This is a genomic window from Nocardiopsis kunsanensis DSM 44524 (assembly GCF_000340965.1).
Taxonomy (GTDB): Bacteria; Actinomycetota; Actinomycetes; order Streptosporangiales; family Streptosporangiaceae; genus Nocardiopsis; species Nocardiopsis kunsanensis.
In genome coordinates, this window is sequence record NZ_ANAY01000001.1 from 86,509 (window position 1) to 105,662 (window position 19,154).

General features: G+C 71.1%; 21 protein-coding genes. 6 read left to right on the forward strand and 15 right to left on the reverse strand.

Annotation, left to right across the window (positions count from 1 at the left end):
• Positions 1 to 26: 26 nt before the first annotated feature.
• On the forward strand, positions 27 to 602 hold the full coding sequence (locus D456_RS0100410; RefSeq protein WP_017574170.1) for a TetR/AcrR family transcriptional regulator: 576 nt from the start codon (positions 27 to 29) through the stop codon (positions 600 to 602).
• Positions 603 to 611: 9 nt separating this feature from the next.
• Here the strand turns inward: D456_RS0100410 and D456_RS0100415 are convergent, their stop codons facing one another.
• The 3 genes from D456_RS0100415 to D456_RS0100425 form a co-directional block, all read right to left on the reverse strand.
• Positions 612 to 974 carry an NUDIX domain-containing protein gene (locus tag D456_RS0100415; protein ID WP_017574171.1) on the reverse strand — a complete coding sequence of 121 codons (363 nt, stop codon included), beginning with the start codon at positions 972 to 974 and terminating at the stop codon, positions 612 to 614.
• A 124-nt stretch (positions 975 to 1,098) separates the two neighbouring features.
• Complete coding sequence (purE, locus tag D456_RS0100420; protein WP_193373794.1) at positions 1,099 to 1,599, reverse strand: 5-(carboxyamino)imidazole ribonucleotide mutase; 501 nt, start codon at positions 1,597 to 1,599, stop codon at positions 1,099 to 1,101.
• 32 nt (positions 1,600 to 1,631) lie between these two features.
• Positions 1,632 to 2,789, reverse strand: coding sequence for a 5-(carboxyamino)imidazole ribonucleotide synthase (locus D456_RS0100425; protein WP_017574173.1), 1,158 nt, complete (start codon positions 2,787 to 2,789; stop codon positions 1,632 to 1,634).
• 209 nt (positions 2,790 to 2,998) lie between these two features.
• Here D456_RS0100425 and D456_RS0100430 point away from each other — a divergent pair, with 209 nt between their 5' ends.
• Both D456_RS0100430 and D456_RS0100435 read left to right on the forward strand, forming a co-directional pair.
• Complete coding sequence (locus D456_RS0100430) at positions 2,999 to 3,496, forward strand: GtrA family protein (protein WP_017574174.1); 498 nt, start codon at positions 2,999 to 3,001, stop codon at positions 3,494 to 3,496.
• Complete coding sequence (locus D456_RS0100435) at positions 3,493 to 3,954, forward strand: hypothetical protein (protein ID WP_017574175.1); 462 nt, start codon at positions 3,493 to 3,495, stop codon at positions 3,952 to 3,954. Before D456_RS0100430 ends, D456_RS0100435 begins: the two co-directional genes overlap by 4 nt.
• Here the strand turns inward: D456_RS0100435 and D456_RS0100440 are convergent.
• Complete coding sequence (locus D456_RS0100440; RefSeq protein WP_017574176.1) at positions 3,944 to 4,945, reverse strand: CPBP family intramembrane glutamic endopeptidase; 1,002 nt, start codon at positions 4,943 to 4,945, stop codon at positions 3,944 to 3,946. The genes D456_RS0100435 and D456_RS0100440 overlap by 11 nt on opposite strands.
• 416 nt (positions 4,946 to 5,361) lie before the next feature.
• Between D456_RS0100440 and D456_RS0100445 the strand changes: the two genes are divergently transcribed.
• Positions 5,362 to 6,501 (forward strand): Mrp/NBP35 family ATP-binding protein, encoded by a 1,140-nt coding sequence (locus D456_RS0100445; RefSeq protein ID WP_017574177.1) that lies wholly within the window; start codon positions 5,362 to 5,364, stop codon positions 6,499 to 6,501.
• Between the two features lie 77 nt (positions 6,502 to 6,578).
• On the opposite strand, the gene D456_RS0100450 is transcribed toward D456_RS0100445, so the two are convergent.
• From D456_RS0100450 to sigE, 4 genes are all read right to left on the reverse strand, one after another.
• Positions 6,579 to 7,643, reverse strand: coding sequence for a S1C family serine protease (locus D456_RS0100450; protein WP_017574178.1), 1,065 nt, complete (start codon positions 7,641 to 7,643; stop codon positions 6,579 to 6,581).
• Between the two features lie 565 nt (positions 7,644 to 8,208).
• Positions 8,209 to 9,273, reverse strand: a complete 1,065-nt coding sequence (locus tag D456_RS0100455; protein WP_017574179.1) for a hypothetical protein — start codon at positions 9,271 to 9,273, stop codon at positions 8,209 to 8,211.
• Positions 9,270 to 9,956, reverse strand: coding sequence for an anti-sigma factor family protein (locus tag D456_RS0100460; protein WP_017574180.1), 687 nt, complete (start codon positions 9,954 to 9,956; stop codon positions 9,270 to 9,272). The genes D456_RS0100455 and D456_RS0100460 overlap by 4 nt, the downstream gene beginning before the upstream one ends.
• Positions 9,956 to 10,540, reverse strand: a complete 585-nt coding sequence (sigE, locus tag D456_RS0100465; protein ID WP_040698448.1) for an RNA polymerase sigma factor SigE — start codon at positions 10,538 to 10,540, stop codon at positions 9,956 to 9,958. Before sigE ends, D456_RS0100460 begins: the two co-directional genes overlap by 1 nt.
• A 357-nt stretch (positions 10,541 to 10,897) precedes the next feature.
• Between sigE and D456_RS0100470 the strand changes: the two genes are divergently transcribed.
• Together D456_RS0100470 and D456_RS23405 are read left to right on the forward strand one after the other, a co-directional pair.
• The gene (locus tag D456_RS0100470; RefSeq protein ID WP_026115439.1) at positions 10,898 to 11,488 is read left to right on the forward strand and encodes an O-methyltransferase; all 591 of its coding nucleotides are present in this window, start codon (positions 10,898 to 10,900) and stop codon (positions 11,486 to 11,488) included.
• A gap of 491 nt (positions 11,489 to 11,979) precedes the next feature.
• Entirely contained in the window at positions 11,980 to 12,684 is a 705-nt protein-coding gene (locus D456_RS23405) for a GNAT family N-acetyltransferase (protein WP_017574183.1), read from the forward strand.
• A gap of 62 nt (positions 12,685 to 12,746) precedes the next feature.
• Here D456_RS23405 and D456_RS0100480 read toward each other — a convergent pair whose 3' ends face one another.
• The 7 genes from D456_RS0100480 to D456_RS0100510 form a co-directional block, all read right to left on the reverse strand.
• The gene (locus D456_RS0100480) at positions 12,747 to 14,222 is read right to left on the reverse strand and encodes a leucyl aminopeptidase (RefSeq protein WP_017574184.1); all 1,476 of its coding nucleotides are present in this window, start codon (positions 14,220 to 14,222) and stop codon (positions 12,747 to 12,749) included.
• 77 nt (positions 14,223 to 14,299) lie between these two features.
• The gene (locus D456_RS25285) at positions 14,300 to 14,467 is read right to left on the reverse strand and encodes a DUF3117 domain-containing protein (RefSeq protein WP_017574185.1); all 168 of its coding nucleotides are present in this window, start codon (positions 14,465 to 14,467) and stop codon (positions 14,300 to 14,302) included.
• A 286-nt stretch (positions 14,468 to 14,753) separates the two neighbouring features.
• On the reverse strand, positions 14,754 to 15,344 hold the full coding sequence (locus tag D456_RS0100490; RefSeq protein ID WP_017574186.1) for a hypothetical protein: 591 nt from the start codon (positions 15,342 to 15,344) through the stop codon (positions 14,754 to 14,756).
• A 167-nt stretch (positions 15,345 to 15,511) separates the two neighbouring features.
• Complete coding sequence (locus tag D456_RS0100495; protein ID WP_017574187.1) at positions 15,512 to 16,009, reverse strand: hypothetical protein; 498 nt, start codon at positions 16,007 to 16,009, stop codon at positions 15,512 to 15,514.
• Between the two features lie 54 nt (positions 16,010 to 16,063).
• Complete coding sequence (locus D456_RS0100500) at positions 16,064 to 16,825, reverse strand: LOG family protein (protein ID WP_017574188.1); 762 nt, start codon at positions 16,823 to 16,825, stop codon at positions 16,064 to 16,066.
• Positions 16,826 to 17,036: 211 nt separating this feature from the next.
• Positions 17,037 to 18,095: a succinyl-diaminopimelate desuccinylase gene (dapE, locus tag D456_RS0100505; protein WP_017574189.1), complete on the reverse strand. Its 1,059-nt coding sequence runs from the start codon at positions 18,093 to 18,095 to the stop codon at positions 17,037 to 17,039.
• 141 nt (positions 18,096 to 18,236) lie between these two features.
• Positions 18,237 to 19,073 (reverse strand): 2,3,4,5-tetrahydropyridine-2,6-dicarboxylate N-succinyltransferase, encoded by an 837-nt coding sequence (locus tag D456_RS0100510; RefSeq protein ID WP_017574190.1) that lies wholly within the window; start codon positions 19,071 to 19,073, stop codon positions 18,237 to 18,239.
• Positions 19,074 to 19,154: the final 81 nt, after the last annotated feature.

Sequence of the window (19,154 nt, forward strand, 5' to 3'; positions counted from 1 at the left end):
CGTACAAAGGTGCTAGGCTGTCGTCCATGAGCCAACGTGAGGACCTGCTCGCCGGCGCCAAGAAGTGTCTGGTGGAGAAGGGCTACGGGAAGACGACCGCACGGGACATCGCCGCTGTCTCCGGTGCGCACCTGGCCTCGATCGGGTACCACTTCGGCTCGAAGGACAAGCTCATGAACACCGCGGTCATCGAGGCGACCAGCGACTGGGGCGACATCTTCGGGAACGCACTGCAGGCCTCGCGGGCCGAACGGCCGTCCCAGCGCCTGCGTGCCCTGTTCGAGACCCTCTTCGCGAGCGTGCCCGAGCACCACGACCTCATGGTGGCCGGGGTCCAGGCCTTCGGTCAGGCACAGTTCGACGAGGACATCGCAGCGCCGTTGCTCGAAGGGCTGCGCGAGGCCCGCAGGGAGATGGCCGCCCTGCTCCTCGACCTCTCCCCCGAGGAGGTCGACGACGCCACCGCCGCCGGCCTGGGCTCGATCCTCTACAACCTCGTCACCGGCTACGTGCTGCAATACCTGGTCGAGCCCGACGGGCTCCCCAGCCCCGACCAGGCCGTCGAGGGCCTGCACCGGCTCGTGCAGCCCGGTCCCGCCTGAGGCCGGCCCTCATCCGGCCGTGCCGTCGAGACGGGAGACGGACTCCCCGGAGCGCATGCGGGCCAGTGCCGCCGCGCAGTAGGGCACCAGGTCCCCGGGCAGAGCCCCGAAGGCCCACCAACGGACCTCCGCATGCTTGTGCGGCTCTCGGTTGTACGGCACACCCGACCACCGGTGACTCACGAAGAAGGCGTGTTCCCACTCCCCCGCCGGGCTCGTGTGGTGGACGACGTGGCGCAGGGACAGATCCTCCGGCTCGGGTCTGACCCCGAGTTCTTCCCCGCTCTCCCGGAGCGCGGCCGCCACGAGTTCCTCGCCGGGCTCGACCTTGCCGGCGGCCCCGGCGTGCCACAGACCGGGGGCGAAGGGCACCGACGACCCCCGCAGAGTGAGCAGGACGCACTCCCCCGCACCAACAGGACGTGGACGCTCCCACGCACGTGCCGTTCGGGTCCCGGGGCGGTGTGCGCCCCGGGACCGCACGGGTCCCTCGGGTTCAGAACCCGAACCCGGTCGCGCGGTCCGCGTCGGCGACCTCGCGCCGCAAACGCTCGCCCTTGTCGTGTGCCTGCGACTTCAGCTCCTCCTGGAACCGGGACATCCGCTCGGTCAGGTCGGGGTCCTGGGCCGCCAGCATCCGCACGGCCAGGAGACCGGCGTTGCGGGCCGCACCGACCGCGACCGTGGCCACCGGGACGCCGGCGGGCATCTGCACGATGGACAGTAGCGAGTCCATGCCGTCCAGGTGCTTGAGCGGGACGGGCACACCGATCACCGGGAGGGTCGTCACCGACGCGAGCATCCCGGGCAGGTGGGCGGCGCCACCGGCCCCGGCGATGATCGCCCGGATCCCGCGTCCGGCGGCCTCACTGCCGTAGGAGATCATCTCGTTCGGCATCCGGTGTGCCGAGACGACGTCGGCCTCGAAGGCGACACCGAACTCGCGCAGGGCATCAGCGGCCTCGCGCATCACCGGCCAGTCGGAATCCGACCCCATCACGATGCCCACGGTGGGCTGCTTGTCGGTGGTCACTGCTGATCTCCTCGCAGGTAGGCGGCGGCATCGCGGGCACGCTCCAGGAGGTCCCGGTGGTCCTCCCCCATCACGGTGATGTGCCCGATCTTGCGGCCCGGACGCACGTCCTTGCCGTAGAAGTGCACCTTCACCTCGGGGTCCTTGGCCATGACGTGCAGGTAGCGGCTGTAGACGTCGGGGTCCTCGCCACCGAGCAGGTTGGCCATCACGGTGAAGGGCGCGTTGGTGCGGGGCGAGCCCAGCGGGAGGTCCAGGACGGCGCGCAGGTGCTGCTCGAACTGGGACGTGTGTGCGCCCTCGATGCTCCAGTGGCCGGAGTTGTGCGGACGCATCGCGAGTTCGTTGACGAGCGCCCCGTCCGGTGTCTCGAACAGCTCTACCGCCAGGAGCCCGGTCACCCCGAGGGCGTGGGCGATCTCGACGGCCAGCTGCTGGGCGCCGGTGGCCTTGTCCTCCGACAGCCCCGGTGCCGGGGCGATCACCTCGTGGCAGATGCCGTCGCGCTGCACGGTCTCCACGACCGGGTAGACCGCGACCTGCCCGTGCGGGGAGCGGGCGACCTGGACCGCGAGCTCACGGGAGAAGGCGACCTTCTCCTCGACCATCAGGGGCACGTCCTCGGCGGCCGCCCGGTCCACGACCCTGCGGGCCTCCTCGGCGCTGCCGGCCATCCACACACCCTTGCCGTCGTAACCCTCGCGTGCGGCCTTGAGCACGATCGGCCACCCGGTCTCCTCCGCGAAGGAGGTCACGTGGTCGAGGGTGGTGACGGCGCGCCACCGGGGGCACGGGGCCTCCAGTTCCCCCATGCGGGTGCGCATGCGGAGCTTGTCCTGGGCGAAGCCGAGGGCCTCACGGCCCGGGCGCAGCAGGCCGCCGGCCGACTCGACCGCACTCAGGACGTGTTCGGGCACGTGTTCGTGGTCGAAGGTGACCACGTCGCGGTCCTCGGCGAAGGCCAGGACGTCCTCCAGGCCGCGGTCGTCGCCCAGAGCGACGTCACCGCACACCAGAGCGGCGCTGTCGGACGGGTCGGCCGCCAGGACCGAGAAGTGCACGCCCAAGCCGATACCGGCCTGATGGGTCATGCGGGAGAGTTGGCCCCCGCCCACCATGCCGACACGGGGCAGGGTGCGGTTACGCTCGCTCACAGTTCCTCAGCTCATGTTCGACGCCGCGACGGCGGGGCGGCTCCGACCCGGATGGAAACCGGCCCGAGGGCTCCGGACCCGCGGCCGGGGTCGACGGAGATCCCCCGTCAGAGTCTAGGACGTGCACGGTGGGGAACCCGAAGCGCCCGTTGTCCCGAGGGCCGCCGGAACGCCGGGCAGTACCCCTACCGAACGAGCGGAGGCCGTCCGTGCGTCACTTCCTCGAAAACCGTCCCGGGTTGGCGAAACTGGCCGGGGAGGTCGCCCGGTTCGGGTCCGTGGGCGCCCTGGCGTACGTGGTGCAGCTGGGCGTGACCAACCTGTTGTGGGCGCTGACCGGCCTTCCGGTGATGGCGGGCCAGGTCGTCGGTACCGTCTGCGCCATCGCGGTGGCCTTCGTGGGCAACCGGTTCTGGACCTTCGCCTCCCGCGCACGGACCGGGTACGGGCGCGAGACGGTGCTGTTCCTGGTGATGAACGGGGTCGGCATGCTCATCCAGCTGGGGTGCCAGGCCTTCTCCCTGTACGTGCTCGGGCTCGACGGCCCCCTCGCACAGAACCTCGCGGGCAACGTCGTGGGGGTCGGGCTCGGCACGCTGTTCCGTTTCTTCTCGTACCGCACGTGGGTCTTCCCCGAGCAGCACGCACCGGAGGACGTCCCAGACCCGGACGGAACCGGCGACGGCACCGCGCGGCGGAGCGCATGAGCCGCCCGCCGCGCGGACTCGCCCTGGTCCGGGCCCTGGCCCCGGCCGCGGCGCTGGCGTGCTTCGTACTGCCGTTCTACGGTCTCGCGGGCACGCACCCGTCCCCGGAGAGCCTGACCGGGTTCGAGGTACTGGCGCTGTCGCCGTCGGGTGCGCCGGGACCGGGCCCGGTGGCCGCACTGTTGGTGGGTTCGGCGACCACGGCGCTCCTGAATCTGGGCAGGCCGTCGGTCCTGATGGTGCTCATGGGCCTGTTGGCGACCGTCTCTGCGGCCGCGGCGGTGGTGCAGGGCCAGAGTTCCCTGCAGGCCGTCGCGCCGGGACAGGACCTGCCGGGGTACTGGCTGTCGGTGTCGCTGCTGGTGGTCACGGTGCTCGCGTCGCTGGCCGAACTCCTGCACACGGACGTGGGCCGGGAGTTCGGCGGCGAGGACGGCGAGGGCCCGGTCAGGGACTGACCCGGCGTACCCCTCGCCGGCGTGCGGAGACCACGACCAACAGCACGAAGAGGCCGGCCTGCACCACGGTGAACACGAGCCCGAAGGGGGTTCCCGCCCCCGGTGGGAGTCCGGCCCCGACCACGGCCCCGGTCCCGATCTCGTCGATGCGGCCGTCGTAGACGACCAGGGTGTACTGCACGAGGCTGTTGACCAGGTGGAGTCCGACCGCGGCCTCGATACCGCCGGTGTACCAGGTCAGCCAGGCCATCGCCACACCCAGTACGGCGAGGGCGGCGGTGGTCCACACGTTGCCGGGGTGGACCGCCGCGTACAGGCACGCGAACAGGGTTCCGGACGCGAGGATCGCCGGCCAGGGCGAACGCAGGACACGCGCGGCGGCGCTGGTGCTCTCCCGGGACACGAGGGCCCCGACGAGCTGCATGACCATGCCGCGCAGGGTCATCTCCTCGGCGGCGGCCTGGAAGGGCACGACGAGGAAGATGACCAGCAACGCTCCCAGGAGGACCCCGGTCCCCGAGACCGCGACGGAAGAGACCGCCTCGGGTGCGGTACCGGCCACGAGCGTGTCGGAGAGCGCCCACAACAGCAGCAGGCACAACGCCACGGGCCCGATCGCCAACACCAGGCAGCGGCCCAGCCAGGACCACCGGAGCGTGCCCTCGACCGACATCAGCGAGCCGATGCGGCGCCACTGCACCACACGCACCAGGAAGAAGACGATGGGGATGAGCAGCGCCGTGGACGCGAGCCCGAAGGCGAGTGTGGCGATCACGCCGATACTCATCGAGTCCGGGGCGAGTCCGCTGCCGCCGATGACCGAGACGATGGTCATCGCCAGGACCACGCCCATCCACAGGACGGACAGCAGGAGCGCGAAGACGAGCAGCGTCAGCGGCGTCATCCACCAGCGCGACCGCGTGGTCCGGGCCAGGGTGTGGTAGGACTCACCGGACGGGACCTCCGCGGGCGCGAAGGCACTGGTGCGCACGGGCCGCGGAGGTGGCCAAGCCCACACCCCCGAGTCGGCGTCGACCTGAGGTTGTCCCCCTTGGGGGGTCAGCCTGCCACCGGGCGGGTCGGCCCAGTCCTGATCCTGCGGGTACCGCCCGTCGGCCGGCCCCTCGGCCCCCTCCGGGGCAGTGGGCCAGGACGAACCAGGCGGTGGCGGCACATTTCCCATCGTGCGCCGAGGCTACTATCCGGCCATGTATTGCCAGTGTTAAGACCGCGCCGTTACCCCCTGCGTACGCAGCGGATTCACACCTCTTCACATCCGGTCATGACGGACGTCCCGGACACCTCGGGCGCGGAATAGGCATGTGTGCCGCACTCGTTGTCATCAATGGTCCGTGCGTGGGCTGTGCACAGACCAGTTCCCCGTCCCACTGACCTACGATTGAGTACATGTCCTCCACACCATCCACCGAGCAGGTGCACAAGGCCCTGACCACGGTGCAAGACCCGGAGATCCACCGACCCATCACCGACCTGGGCATGGTCAAGAGCGTCGACGTCGCCGACGACGGTGCCGTGCACGTGGGGATCTACCTCACGGTGGCCGGTTGCCCCATGAAGGGGCGTATCGAGAACGACGTGTCCGAGGCCGTGCGCACCGTCGAGGGTGTCCGCCACGTGACGGTCGAGCTCGACGTCATGAGCGACGAACAGCGCAAGGAGCTGCAGACCAAGCTCCGTGGCGGACAGGCGGAGAAGGAGATCCCCTTCGCCAAGCCGAACTCGCTCACCAAGGTCTACGCCGTCGCCTCCGGCAAGGGCGGTGTCGGCAAGTCCTCCGTGACCGTGAACCTCGCCGCCGCCATGGCTGCCGAGGGCCACAAGGTCGGCGTGGTCGACGCCGACATCTACGGACACTCCGTGCCCCGCATGCTCGGCGCGTCGGACTTCCCGACCAAGGTCGAGGACATGATCCTGCCGCCGACGGCGCACAACATCAAGGTCATCTCCGTCGGGATGTTCACGCAGGGCAATCAGCCGGTGGTCTGGCGTGGGCCGATGCTGCACCGGGCACTGCAGCAGTTCCTGTCCGACGTCTTCTGGGGCGACCTGGACGTCCTGCTCATGGACCTGCCCCCGGGCACCGGCGACATCGCCATCTCCGTGGCCCAGATGCTGCCCAACGCCGAGCTGCTCGTGGTCACCACGCCGCAGCAGGCCGCCGCCGAGGTCGCCGAGCGCGCCGGTGCGATCACCGCACAGACGCACCAGCGCATCGCCGGGGTCATCGAGAACATGTCCTACTTCCTCCCGCCGGGGGGCGGCGAGAAGCTGCACCTCTTCGGTGAGGGCGGCGGTCAGAACGTCGCCGACGCGCTGTCCAAGACGCTGGGAACCCAGATCCCGCTGCTGGGCCAGGTACCTCTGGACCCCCTCGTGCGCGAGGGCAGCGACTCCGGTGAGCCCCTGGTCCTGGGCGAGCCCGACAACGAGGTCAGCAAGATCATCACCGAGATGGCCGGGAACCTGGTCGGCAAGCCCCGCGGGCTCGCGGGCATGCAGCTGGGGATCTCCCCGGCGAGCCGCTGACCGAGCTTCCCGTCCTCCATCCGCGGCAGGACGCCCGCGCACACCGGTGAGTGTGCGCGGGCGTCCTATGTTCGGGGTCAGCCCCCCGAGGACCCCAGGGTGACCGTGGCCGAGTCGTTGGTGCCGTCGCGTTCGTAGCCGACATCGACCACTTCGCCCGGCGTGTAGTCGCGCAGCATCGCCATGAGCTCCTGACCGGAGCTGATGCGCCGGCCGTCGAACTCCACGAGCACGTCCCCTTCCTCCAGGCCCGCCTCGTCGGCGGGGCCGTCGGACTCCACACCGCCGTCGTCGATGACCGCACCGGCGATGGGGCTCTCGGTGTCCAGGACGACCCCGAGGTCGGCGTACTCCTCGTCGGCCTCCCCTCCGTTCCCGGCGAGGGAGGAGACGACCCCCTGGGCGTCGGCGGAGGGCACCGCGAACCCGAGGCCGATGTTGCCCTGGGGCTCGCCCCCCATGTCGTTCATCGTGACGATCATCGAGTTCACGCCGATCACCCGCCCCTGGGCGTCGACGAGCGGGCCCCCGGAGTTACCGGGGTTGATCGCGGCGTCGGTCTGGATGGCGTAGAACTGGCTGCCGCCCTCCTCCGAGCCCACCGGCCGGTCCATGGCGCTGATGATGCCCTGGGTGACGGTGCCCGCCAGGCCCAGCGGCGCTCCGATGGCGATGACCTCGTCGCCGACGATGGCCTGCTCGGAGTCGCCGAACTCCAACGGCTCGACCTCGTGCGGGTCCTCCAGATGCAACAACGCCAGATCGTATTCGGGTTCGGTACCCACGACGGTGGCCTCTGAGGTGCTGCCGTCGCTGTACTCGATGTGGATGCCCTCCTCCAGCGGTTCGGCGACGTGGTGATTGGTGACGACGTAGTCGCCCTCGATCACGAAGCCGGAACCCGTGGAGGGGATCCGGGGGTCGGCGCTCATGATGTGCACGACGCTGGGGCTGACCCGCTGCGCCACACCCGCTGTGGTGTCGGGATCGCGTTCGGGAGCCTCGGGGGGCGGCTCGTTCATCTGCGGCGACCCGCCCTGTTGTTCCTCGGTACCGTCCCCCCCGGGGCCGAGCACGGTCCCTGCGACACCGCCGGCCCCGCCCGCGATGAGGGCGATCACGAGCATGCCCGACAGCGCCATCCAGGCAGGGATCCCGCGCCGGCGGGACGCTCCCCCGCTCTCGTTCTGGGTCCGGTCCCCGGGGGCGAGGGGCGGTTGCCCGCCCGCACCGAGCGGGACCTGGGCGGCCGGCTCGGTTCCGGCGGGGGGCCGGGGGCCGCCGGCCTGGGGCGTGCCCTGTTGCTGCGGGCCCGGTCCCTGCGGGACACCCTGCTGTGGGCCGGCGCCCTGGGGCGCGGGTTGTTGTGGTTCGGGCCGTTGCCACTGCTGCTGTCCCGGGGCTCCGGCGGGGGGCTGGGGCGGGACGGAGGAGGGCTGGGGACCGGTGCCGGGGGGTTGCGGGGGCCCGGTGCGGCCTCCCGGTCCCTGGGGCGGGGGTGGGTGCATGGGTTCTCCGCTGCCGGAGGGCATGGCATGGGGGTCGGGGGATCCGGCCCCGGGTGGCCCGTGGGGGCCGGAGGGACCCGGGGGTCGACCGGGCTCGTCACCACAGCCGGGCCGGCCGTGCTCTGCGCTCAAGACCTGCTCCGTTGGTCGCTCTGTGTTCGGGGTCGGCGGGACTGCACGCTCGTTCGCGGCATTGTGGTCAGAGGGGTCCCATCCGGTCCAGGCCCCGTTCGACCCGGTCCCAGAACCCCGGCCCCTCGGGTGACGGGAGCGCCGTCACCGCCGAAGTGGCCAGGTCGGCCGGGGCGTCCGCCAGGACGGTGAACACGAACCCGTCCGCCTGCCACATGGTCCGGTACTGACCGACGTCGTCACCGAAAAGGGTGTCATGTCCGGGTGAGATGCCCGTTCCCCCCTGTTCGGTTCCGACATATCCGCCGGAGGGGATCGAGGAGTGATCCGTTCCCAGTTTCCCACGTTGGAGGAAGAGCGAGATCTGGGCGAGTCCGTCGGAGTAGACGGCGTGCACGACCTTCCGGCCCTCGTACCGGGTGGATCGGGCGTCGACCAGACGCAGGTCCCAGGTGAGGTGCTCCCGGAGCTCCCAGCCCTCCGAACGCAGGTCCTCGCGTTCCCGTGCGTCCAGGGCCTCGCCCCACGGTTGGCCGGTCGAGGCCCGCTCGGGCCACTCCCCCTCAACCATCTCCAGGTCGGTCAGGTTCATGGACAGGGCAGCGCCGCCGTCGCGGCCGTAGGCGGTGCGTCCCACGAGCAGACCGCTGCCGGTGTCGACCCAGAAACGGCCGGCCACCGTGCCGTCGGCACGCACCGCCTCCACCAGGCGGGCCGGGCGTCCGTCGATTTCGGTACGGCCGGCGTCGACCACCCGGTAGGTGTCGCGCAGCATCTCCAGGAGACGGTCGTCGAGCGACTCCAGAGCCTGGGACGCCTCGACGACGAAGGGCTCGTCCTCGGATGCGACCGGTGCGAACACGATCCCTCTGTCGGGATGGTTGGCCACTCGTAGAGAAGCAGGCCGCCCGTCGGGGCCGGTGACCCGTCGGACGGCGGCGTAGTGTGTCTCCCCCTCGGCCTCGGCAGCGGACCGCAGCACGGTCATGCCGTCGTCAGCGCCCTCGGCGGGCACCTGGTTCGCCCCGGGGTGCGTTGCGGAAGCCAGGAGCAGCACGCACAGGACGGTGACGACGAGCAGTACCACGGGTGCGGAGCGGCGCGGGCGGGAGGAGGGGTCCTCCGTGCTCACCGGCTCGTCTGCTCCGCTCCGCCCGCGGGCCGGGTCTCCTGGTCCGCGGGCGGGGCCCCGACGGGGGCATGGCGGCTGGTGACGGCGTGCTCGACGGCGAAGTCGGCGAGCCGTGGTTCGACCACGGGGGTGTCCTCGGCCTCGCCGCCCGCCACGAAGGCGGTGCCCAGCAGCGCAGTGACCACGGCCGCCCCGGCGATGGCGTACCGGCCGCCGGGGAAAGGCGTCAACAGCTGGGCGAGGAACTCGGACCTGCTGCGCTCACCGGGTTCCTCCGCGGTCGGCTGCGGGCCCCCGGGGGCCGGTGGCGCGGTCCCCGGGACGTCGGCGGCGATCGGCCCGCCGCCCAGGCCGCCCGGGTAGCCGGGAAAGCCGCCGAGAGGGCGGGAGGAACCCAGGGGCGGCCCGGCCCCGAAGCCCCCGTCGCCGAAGGGCGGGGGGAAAGGGCTCTGCCCGTCCCGCTCGGAGCGTCCGTCCAAGGCGGACAGGCGCCCCATGAAGTCGAGGTCGGGCTCGGGCTCGTCCAGACCGTGCAGACGGCGTTTGAGGCGCCTGGTCATGTCGGCCTCGAAGCGGCAGGGCTCACACTTGGCCAAGTGGATCAGCGCGCGCTCGTGTTCATCGGGTCCGAGCTCACCGTCGACGAGCGCGGACAAGCGCTCCCCCAGGTGTTCACTGCTCACTACGCCTCCCCCTGGTTCACGTTCGCCCCGCCCAGGTCCTGCTCGCGCTCGGCCTGCGCGGCCAGCGACCGCCGGTGCTCCAGGGCGCGGCGCAGCTGGGCGCGGCCGCGGTGGATCCTGCTGCGTACGGTTCCGAGCTTGACCCCGAGTGTTGCGGCGATCTCCTCGTAGGAGAGCCCTTCGATGTCGCACAGCACCACGGGCGCACGGAACTCGGCGGGCAGGGCGTCCAGTGCGCCCTGCACGTCGGCGTCGAAGTGCCGGTCGTGGTAGCGCTGGGCGGGTGAGGGTTCACGGCCCTCCAGACGTTCGTCCGCGTTCTCGGCCAGACCCTCGAAGCGGATACGTGCCTTGCGGCGCGCACCGTCGAGGAAGAGGTTGGTCGTGATGCGGTGGAGCCAGCCCTCGAAGGTGCCCGGGGTGTAGTTGGCCAGGGACCGGAAGACACGGATGAAGACGTCCTGGGTCAGGTCCTCGGCGTCGTGCTTGTTGCCGGTGAGACGGTAGGCCAGCCGGTACACGCGCGGCGAGTGGTTTCGGACGACCTCGTCCCAGCTCGGGGGCTCCCATGGTTCGAAGTCCACGGCAGGGCCGGTCTCGGGCACCGCTGCTCCCTTCCTCGGGCCGACCCGTCCTCAGGAGAGGCTGGCCGGGGGGTAGGCATTGTGGCGATCAACGTACGTTCATCCCGTTCCAACGTTCGGGGACGCCCGATGAGTTCCCGCTGGCACGCTCGGAGTTCGTACCGGTTCAGGCTAGTCTTTTCCTGGGACGTGACCTGGCGGCCATCTTCATCCTACGGTGAGTGACCTCTTCCTGGTCATCGCCCTGGACCGACACCCGCAACACCACGGTGGGAGGCCGTCATCACTGCGCCGGATGAGAGCACGATCCACACGAGCTGGGCCAGGACCGAGCAGACGAGGTTCGAACAGGACGCCCTGGAGGACCCGGTCCTCGCCGAGGCCTACGAGGCCGGGCTCCGGTCGGGGGCCGATCCGGTAGGGGCCGCGGCGGGTTCCGCTCTGCGGTTCCTGGCCGCGGCCACCCGCGCCCGTTCGGTCGTGGAGGTCGGGACCGGCTGCGGGACGTCGGGCCTGTGGCTGCTGCACGGGATGGCACCGGAGGGGATCCTCACCACGGTCGACGTCAACGGCGCCCGCCAGGACTTCGCACGCGGCCTGTTCTCCCGTGCGGGTGCGGGCGCGGGGCGGGCCCGGCTCATCCGCGGGTCGGCGGGCGAGGTACTGCCACGGCTCACCGACGGCGGTTACGACCTGGTCCTGGTCGACGCGGACGCGGTCTCCTACCCCTTCTACCTGGAGGAGGCGCGGCGGCTCCTGCGCCCGAACGGCCTGGTGGTCTTCCACAACGCGATGGTGAGCTCCCCCGAACCGGACGGCCCCCTGCGTGCTCCCGACCCGGGGGAGACGGCGGTGCGCGAGGTGATCCGGACGGTACGCGAGGACGAGCGCATGGTGGCGTTGTTGCTGCCGGTGGGGTCGGGTCTGCTCGCGGCGATCCGCTCCTGACCGCCGGGCCCGCCCTGCGCTCGGTCTCCTCCGCCGGGTTCCGGGGAGCCGGCCGGATCGGGGCCGGGGGCCGGAAAAACGCGCGGGGCCGGGGGGCTGTCCGCTATGTTCGGGCCGGTTCCCGACCGCCCCCGAACGGAAGGCCCCTGAGTGAGTGCACAGACGACCCGTGTGCGACGTGTGGATCCGGCCGAGGAGGCCTCGCTGACGGCCTGGTACGAGGTCCTGTCCCGGGCGCTGGACGAAGGCGGCACCGAGGCTGCGCAGGAGGCAGTGCTGCCGCTGGAAGAGATGCGCGGGGTCCTGGCGGCGGAGGGCCCCGGCGGGCACGCTCTGGCCTTCCTGGCCTCGGAGGAGGACGGCACGCCCGTGGGCGCGCTGCTCCTGGAGTACGACGACGCCGAACCGGACACCGTCGAGGTCGACATCGCGGTCCTCCCGGGGCCCGGCGGCGCGGGCACGGCACCGCGTTGCTCCGGACCGCCGGGACGGTGGGGACGGAGCTGGGGCGCAACACCCAGGTCGTCGAGGTCTCCTCCGGACCGGGACGGGACCTGTCCGACTGCCCCGGGGGCGGGTTCGCCCTCGCCCACGGGTTCGGCGTCGCCGGGGCCGAGGACCTTCACGTCCTGGACCTGCCGCTGCCACCGGCGGTCGAGGCCCTCCTGCGCGAACGTGTACGCCCGGGCAGGGGCGAGCCGGAGGTGACCGGTTGGCAGGACGAGTGCCCCGACGGGCTGCTGGAACCCTGCGCCCTCCTGCGCGAGGACCTGGGACACGGTCCGGCGGAGGGCACCGCGGGCGGCGACGAGGGCCCGCACACCGTGGCGGACCGCACCGAACGCGTGCGCCTGGCGGAGGCCCGGCGGGCCGAGGAGGGTGTGCATTCGCTGGTCTCGGCCGCTCTCGACGCCTCGGGGAGGGCGGTCGGCCTGAGCGAGCTGGTGCTGTTGCCCGGTTCCGGGGCCGTCGACCAGGCCGGCACACTCGTACTGCCCGAGCACCGGGGCCGGGGCCTGGGCAGTCGGCTGTGGTTGCGCAACCTCACCGACCTGGCCCGTGCCTTCCCCGAACGGGACCGTGTGCGTGTCCGGACCGGCCCGGGGGACGAGGCGGCCCGCGGGACCGCCGCCGAGCTCGGTTTCCGTCCGGTCGAGCGGACCTTCGCCCTGGAGCGCGCTCTCCCGGGGGACTGACCCCGGCGCGCGGACGCCCCGCCGGCACCGGGCCGGCGGGGCGTCCTGCTGCCGTGGGGGCGCTAGCGGCCGGACAGCCAGCGCAGCAGCGTACGCGTGGTGAAGGCGGTCCCGCCCTTGCTGAACAGCCCGGTCTCCTGCATCGAGCGGCCCGGGCCTGCGATGTCCAGATGGGCCCAGGGCAGCCCACCGGTGAACTCCCTCAGGAACAGGGCGGCGTCGGTGGCCCCTGCCGGACCGAAATCGGTGCCCCTGGTGCCGATGTTGGCCAGGTCGGCGATCCGGGACCGGGTGGTCTCGGCGTACTCCTCGGTCAGCGGCATCCGCCAGAGCGGCTCACCGGAGTCCTTCGAGGCCTGTTCCAGCTCGGCTGCCAGGCCGTCGTCGGTGCTGTAGAGCGCGCCGATCCCGGTGCCCAGGGCGAGTTTGGCCGCGCCGGTCAGGGTGGCCACGTCCACGATGACGTCGGGATCGAGCTCGGTGGAGGCGTACCCCATGGCGTCGGCCAGGACCAGGCGCCCCTCGGCGTCGCTGTTGAGGACCTCGACGGTCTTGCCCGTGTAGGTGGTGAGCACGTCGCCGATGCGCGTGGCGTCACCGGAGAAGGAGTTCTCCGCCAGAGCGAGCAACCCGGTCACCCGCACGTTGCTGCCCATGTCGCGCAGGGCCGAGAGCACGCCCAGGACGATCGCCGAACCGCTCATGTCGGTCTTCATGAGCTTCATGTTGTCGTTCGGCTTCAACGACAGGCCGCCGGTGTCGAACGTGATGCCCTTACCCACCAGCACCACGTGTGCCGTCGGGCTCTCGGGGGTGTAGGAGAGCTCGACCAGACGCGGCGGACGGTCGGAGGCCTGGCCGACACCGAGGATGGCGCCGAAACCGGCGTCCTGCAGTTCCTCCTCGTCCCGGACGCGCACGGTCAGACCGCCGTCCCGGGCGACCTCGCCGGCCCGTTCCGCCATCCACACGGGGGTCTTGGTGCGAGAGGGCGTGTTGATGAGGTCGCGTGCCAGTGCGGTGGCGGCCGCGAGACGGGTGCCGCGCTCCACGGCGTCTGCGGGGACATCGCCGACGAGGTCGATCGCGGGCGCGGGGCGTTTGTCCTTCGGGACCTCACCCGTCTTGAGGGTGAAGGCGTAGGAAGCCAGCAGGGCGCCCTCGACGAAGGCGGTGGCGGCCTCGGGGGACAGTTCCGGCCAGGCCACCGCCACATGCTGCTTGCCGCGCGCGGCGCGTGCGATCGCGGCCCCGGCCTTCCGGAGGTCGTCGGGTGTGCCCGCATCGACCCCCAGAAGCGCCAGTCGGGCCAGTCCGGCCTCGCGCCGGACCGGGAGCTGGGAGAGCTCCCCGGCCCCGCCGGTGAGCTCGTAGTGAGCGATCAGATCGGTGAGCGGAGCCGGGAGGACCGCGGTGAGACCACCGTCGACGGTCCCGGAGGGAGAACCGTCCTCCTTCGTCACGGGCAGGACCAGCAGGTCCGCGGTGGATTCGGTGAGAGTGCCCGGAACCGGGCTGATCTCCGTGGCGAATGGCACAGGCCGCTCACAATCGTTCGCTCAGGGTCGAGAGGTGGGTCCATCTCGGGGGTTTCGGGGGAGATGAGTGTGTCGGATCAGCCGACGACACCCTGGAGCTCGTCACGGAGCTGGTTGGCCTCGTCGGCCGTGAGCTCCACGACCAGGCGGCCACCGCCCTCGAGCGGGACGCGCATGATGATGCCGCGGCCCTCCTTGGTGACCTCCATGGGCCCGTCACTGGTCCTCGGCTTCATGGCCGCCATGCCATTTCCCCTTTCTGGTGTTCCTCGCGGGTGGCCGGGCCACTGGTCCGGTGCCGATCCGCTGGTGCGTCCCGGCTCCGGAGCCCCGGGCCGGCTACGTGTGTCCACGCCCATGTGGCGCAAGGGACGTGAATCACTCTTCGTCCATTATCTCGGACGTTGACCCCTGGATGTGCGCCGGACGACAGCCGGATCGCCCACCACGGACGCCCACCAACGAAGAATCGTCGATCAGTAAGGTTATATCGGCACGGACCGCTGCCGAGGAGACGGCCGGTACGCCGCCCTACTCGAGGACCCCGGTGGAGACCATGCGGGTCCCGTCGTCGGTGACCGAGGCCCATTCGCTGTCGAGCCCTCCGTCACCGTTCGGCCAGACCGTCAGCTCGGAGTCGTCGACGCAGCGCTCCTGCGGGTCGGAGGTCTCGCTGTAGGTGTAGACCAGCCGGTCGCCGTCGCGGGCGCTGAGTTCGAGCGTGCCCGAACAGCTGAAGGTGGTCCATGCGGTGCTGCCGCGCTCGGCACCCTCCTCGATGCGCACCTGGGCGTCCCACTCGGCGACGGGGGCGCCGTTGGTGTCGACCTGTTTCATCTGCCCCGACCAGGAACCCTCGAAGGCGGAGACGGGGGCGTCGTCGTCGCCGGAGGGCGCGGCAGCCCCGTCGAGCACGAATTTCCAGAGCGCGTAGCCGCCCGCCCCGAGCAGCAGCAGGAACGCCAGGACCGCTGCTGTGATCACGACCTTGCGGCGGCGCCGTCCGCTGTGCCGGTTCGAACGCGGCGGCGGCCACAGGGACATCCCGCGCACGGGTGAAGCAGAAGCGTCCGCACCGTGCTCACCGTCGGAGCCCGGTTCGAGTTCGGCTGCTGTGTCCATCCTCGCCATCCTCACCCAAAGGGTCCCCGTCCGCGGGAGGGGCGGGGAGACGCATGTACAGCAAGCGAGAATAGAGCACAGTCCCGCGAAGCATCACCCGACAAAGTCGGACTCGCCATGATCCACGCCACACGGTCCGGCTGCCCGAGTACTGCCCCGGAACGCCCTCAGGCGCCGCCGCCTCGGCTTCCACCGCCCGCCGAGGTCTCCTGCGCCGGCCGTCCACCCTCTCCGGAAGTGTCGGCGGTCTCACCCGGGAGAGGGGTTTCGGCCGGGAAACGGTGGTCCTCCTTCGGCGCCGTCCCCGGGTCCCCGGGCACCCGCGTGTCCGCGGCCGGCCCGGTGCCCTCGGGCACGTAGGAGGGGTCGAGCCGGGAAAGGCGCCACTCGAGGTCGGCGATGTGTTCCTCGCGTTCCTTGAGGGTCCCGGTCAGGCGCACCAGGAGGTCGTCGACCGCACGCACGTGGTATCCCCACAGCGACAGGGGCACCATCAGGCGGCCGAGCTCGGAGGAGCGCACGGGACGGTTCTCGGGCAGGTCGAGCGGGGGGAAGTCCGCCTCGTACCGGGCGAGCTGGCCGCCCTTGCCGAGCACGGCGTAGACGACGCCGACGAGAACGGCGAGTGCGGCCAACCCGATGAGGATCATGATGAAGACAGGCACGTGGATGATCGTGCCACAACCGCTCCGTCCTCAGGGAGACGAAGACGGTCCCGATCAGGAGTCCTGCCCGTTTTTCCGTTCGAGGTCCTTGTGGACGCGCCGGATGAGCTCCACGACCTCGGCGGGGTCGTCGACCTGCTGCACGAGGTCCATGTCCTCCGACTTGATGAGCCCGTTCTCCAGCAGGGCCCCCTCGATCCAGTCGCGCAGGCCGCCCCAGAAGTCGGATCCGACCAGCACCACGGGGAAACGGGTCACCTTCCTGGTCTGTACCAGGGTGATCGCCTCGAAGAGTTCGTCGAGGGTGCCGAACCCGCCGGGGAGCACGACGAAGGCCTGCGCGTACTTGACGAACATCGTCTTGCGCACGAAGAAGTAGCGGAAGGTCATCCCGACGTCGACATAAGGGTTGAGGGACTGTTCGAAAGGCAGCTCGATGCCGAGGCCCACCGAACGGCCGTCGCGTTCCTGGGCCCCCTTGTTGGCGGCCTCCATCATCCCCGGACCGCCGCCGGTGATGGTCGCGTACCCGGCCTCGGCGAGCTTGCGGCCCACCTCCACGCCCAGGTTGTAGTAGCGCGTACCCGGCTCGATGCGCGCCGAACCGAAGACACTCACCGCCGAGGGCAGTTCCGACAACAGGCCGAAACCCTCCACGAACTCCGACTGGATGCGCAGCACCCGCCACGGATCGGTGTGTACCCAGTCGGTGGGACCTCGCCGGTCGAGGAGTCGCTGGTCGGTGGTGGTCGTGGGGATGGCCCGACCGCGGTAGGTCAGGGGGCCCGCTCGGCGAATCTGCTCTTCTTCCGTCATGGGCCAAAGCTATCCGGCCGATCCGGGCTCACACGCGACACACGAGTGAATCCGCTGACAACACAATGCTCACAAGCCAGTTCGTAGCCCTTGGGCACCACAAGCCCCGGGGCCGTCCCGCGCGCCTGCCCGCCCCAGGGGCCGCTGAGGGAGGCTCCGACAGGGCGGGCCGGCCGTCCCGGGCAGTGGTCCGGGACGGGCCGCGAACGTGTCAGCCGCGGAGCCAGGCGAGCATCCGCGCCTCGGCGTCGGCGATCTTGGCGGTCTCCGCGTACTCGTCACGGGTGTGGGCCAGCATCGGGTCGCCGGGACCGTAGTTGACCGCGGGCACCCCCAGTCCGGAGAAGAGGGAGACGTCGGTCCAACCGAGCTTGGCACGGGCCCGGCCCTCCCCCACGGCCTCGACGAAGGCGGCGGCGGAGGGGTCCTCCAGCCCGGGACGGGCGGGAGCGGCGGCGTCGACGACGGTGACCTCGAACCCGTCGAAGACCTCGCGCAGGTGGGCCTCGGCCGCCTCCACCGACAGGTCGGGGGCGAAGCGGTAGTTGACCTTGACGACGCACTCGTCCGGAATGACGTTGCCGGCGACCCCGCCCTCGACGAAGACGGCGTTGAGCCCCTCGTGGAACTGCAGCCCCTCGACCACCGGTTCACGGGGGGTGTAGGCACGCAGCCGGTCGAGGATCTCCCCCGCCTTGTGGATGGCGTTCTCCCCCATCCAGGACCGGGCACTGTGGGCGCGCTTGCCGGAGGCGGAGACCTCGACGCGCATGGTGCCCTGGCAGCCGCCCTCGATCATTCCGTCGGTGGGTTCCATGAGGATCGCGAAGTCCCCGGCCAGCCACTCGGGACGGTTGCGCGAGAGCCGCGCCAGACCGTTGCGGGAGGCGTCGACCTCCTCGTTGTCGTAGAAGACGAGGGTGAGGTCGTGCACGGGCTCGGTGAGCAGCCGGGCCAGGCGCAGCTGGACGGCCACCCCGGCCTTCATGTCGGTGGAACCGCACCCGTAGAGCCGCCCCTCCTCCAGGCGGGAGGGCACGTTGTCCACGATCGGCACGGTGTCGAGGTGGCCGGCGACGACGATCCGGCGGTCGCGGCCCAGCTCGGTGCGGGCCACGACGGCGTCACCGTCCCGGTACACGGTGAGGTGGTCCAGTTCCCGGAGCCCGGCCTCGACGAGGTCGGCGAGGGCACGCTCGTCACCGCTCTCCGAACGCACGTCCACGAGGGCGCCGGTGAGTTCCACCGCGTCCGAGTTCAGGTCCAGCATGCTCTCGCCCGCTTTCGCTTCAGGTCAGTGTCGTTGCTCCGGCGTCCTGCGACAGGACGCCGGGGCGTTCCCTCCCGCACGGGAGGGAACGCCCCGGAAGAAAAACGGTACGCCATCGGCCGTTCCGGCGGCGTACCGCTGTCAGGCGTTGACGCCGTGCTCGCGCAGGAGGTTGTTCAGGGCGAGCTTGTCGTGCTCCTCGCCCTTCTCCAGGCGCTTGAGCACCAGCAGCACCGGCATGCCGAAGTCGCCGCCCGGGAAGCTCTTGTTCCTGTTGGCGGTCACGCAGACCGACCAGGCCGGGGCCTCGCCGCGGGGCAGCTCCTCGCCGGTCTCGGCGTCGAAGACACGGGTGGAGGAGGTCAGGATCGTGCCGGCACCGAGCTTGGCACCGGTGCGCACGCGGGCGCCCTCGACGACCATGCTGCGGGAGCCCAGGAAGGCCTCGTCCTCGATGATCACGGGCGAGGCCTGCGGGGGCTCGAGGACGCCGCCGACGCCCACGCCGCCGGAGAGGTGGACGTTCTCGCCGACCTGGGCGCAGGAACCGACCGTGGCCCAGGTGTCGACCATGGTGCCGGAGCCGACGTGGGCTCCGATGTTGGTGAAGGAGGGCATCAGGACCACGCCGGGGGCGAGGAAGGCACCCCAGCGGGCGATGGCACCGGGGACCACACGCACGCCGTCGAAACGGGTCTTCAGCGGCACACGGTCGTGGTGGTAGAAGTCGCCGACCTGCGACTCCTTCATGTCCAGGACCTTGAAGCCGAGGAGGATGGAACGCTTGGCGCGCTCGTCGACGACCACCTCGTCGGTGGTGGGATCGACGAAGGCGACGCGGGCCTTGCCCTCGTCGATCATGTCGATCGCGCCGGTGATGACCTCCCGCGCCTCGGTGTGGCCGGGAGTGAGTTCGGGGCGCTGCTCCCAGAGCTCGTCGATCTGGGCAGGCAGCGGGCTGGTGTACGAGCTGGTCATGTGCCTCACGTTAACGGACGCCACCGAGTGGCGGGCCCCATCCCACGCACGTAGAAGCCCACAACGGCCGGGTTCTCCTCC